Source organism: Massilia sp. P2_C2, from assembly GCF_056404615.1.
The window spans coordinates 1-1122 of the sequence record NZ_JBFUDR010000620.1 but is presented as its reverse complement, the minus strand read 5'-3'; the positions used below and the strand labels follow the sequence as shown (position 1 = coordinate 1122).

The following is a 1122-nucleotide window of genomic DNA, read 5'->3' as shown; positions in this document are numbered from 1 at the left end:
CCCACGCACAGCGCGACGATCGCCTGCGCCCTGTGCTCGCCGTCGGGCTCGCGCGCGAGCGCGCCCGCGTACACCTGCACGAGATTGCGGATCAGCTGCGTGTACGCCTTCTGCGGCGAGAGGCCCGCGCGTGCCACGTCGCCCGGCAGCGCATACAGCGGGCAATGCGCCTCGATGTTGTCGAAGACCTCGTCGCTCAGGTAGATGTCCACCAGCATGCGCGCCAGCTGGCGCGGCGCGGGCGGCGGCCTGTCCTTGAAGTCGGGACGGAACGGATTGCACGTGCTGAAGCTGGCGACGGCCGCCGCGTACAAATCGTCCTTGCTGTCGAAATGGTGATAGAAACCACCGCGCGTCAGGCCGGCCTCGGACATCACGCGGTCGATCGACACCTGCTCGAAGCCGTGGCGGTTGAACAGCCTGCGCGCCGCATGCACGATGCGTTCGCGGGTCTGGGCCTTGTGTTCGCTGCTGTAGGGCATCGTTTTCTCCTTTCGGACCGCATTATGCGCGCATCCACATTATGTTCTTGAACATATTTTGTAGCCGCGTAAGCTGTTTCCATCGACCACGAGGAGACCCATCCATGTACACCCTGACCACCTTCCGTTCCGTGCCTTCGTTTGCCGTCGGCCATGTGCGCGACCTGCGCGTCCGCTGGGCCCTCGAGGAAGCCGGCCAACCCTATGACCTGCGCCTGATCGATTTCGCCGACGCCGCCACACAAGGCTACCGGCACGAGCAGCCGTTCGGCCAGGTGCCCGTGCTGCAGGACGGCGACCTGACGCTGTTCGAAACCGGCGCGATCCTGCTGCACCTGGGCGAACGCTTCCCTGCCCTGCTGCCGCGCGATCCGGCCGCACGCGCGCACGTCACGATGTGGACGTTTGCCGCGCTCAATTCGGTCGAGCCCTACCTGGGCAATCTCGCCAACCTCGTCGCGTTCTCGATGAACGAACCGTGGGCCGCGGCGCAGCGCCCGGTGCTGGAAGAGATCGCGCTCAAGCGCCTGGGACAGGTGGATGCGTGGCTGGAAGGCCGCGACTTCCTGGCCGGCGCATTCAGCGTAGCCGACATCCTCATGACGACCGTCGTGCGCCTGCTCGACGGCATGGGCTATGT

At 65.9% G+C, this 1122-nt stretch carries 2 protein-coding genes; one reads left to right on the top strand and one right to left on the bottom strand.

The annotated features are described in order from the left end of the window. The coding region (locus AC1DYX_RS31380) for a TetR/AcrR family transcriptional regulator (protein WP_477266153.1) at nt 1-482 on the bottom strand (482 nt) is incomplete at its 3' end. A 104-nt stretch (nt 483-586) separates the two neighbouring features. On the opposite strand from AC1DYX_RS31380, the gene AC1DYX_RS31375 reads away from it, so the two are divergent. Further along, a partial coding sequence (locus AC1DYX_RS31375; RefSeq protein ID WP_477266151.1) for a glutathione S-transferase family protein occupies nt 587-1122 on the top strand: 536 nt, incomplete at its 3' end.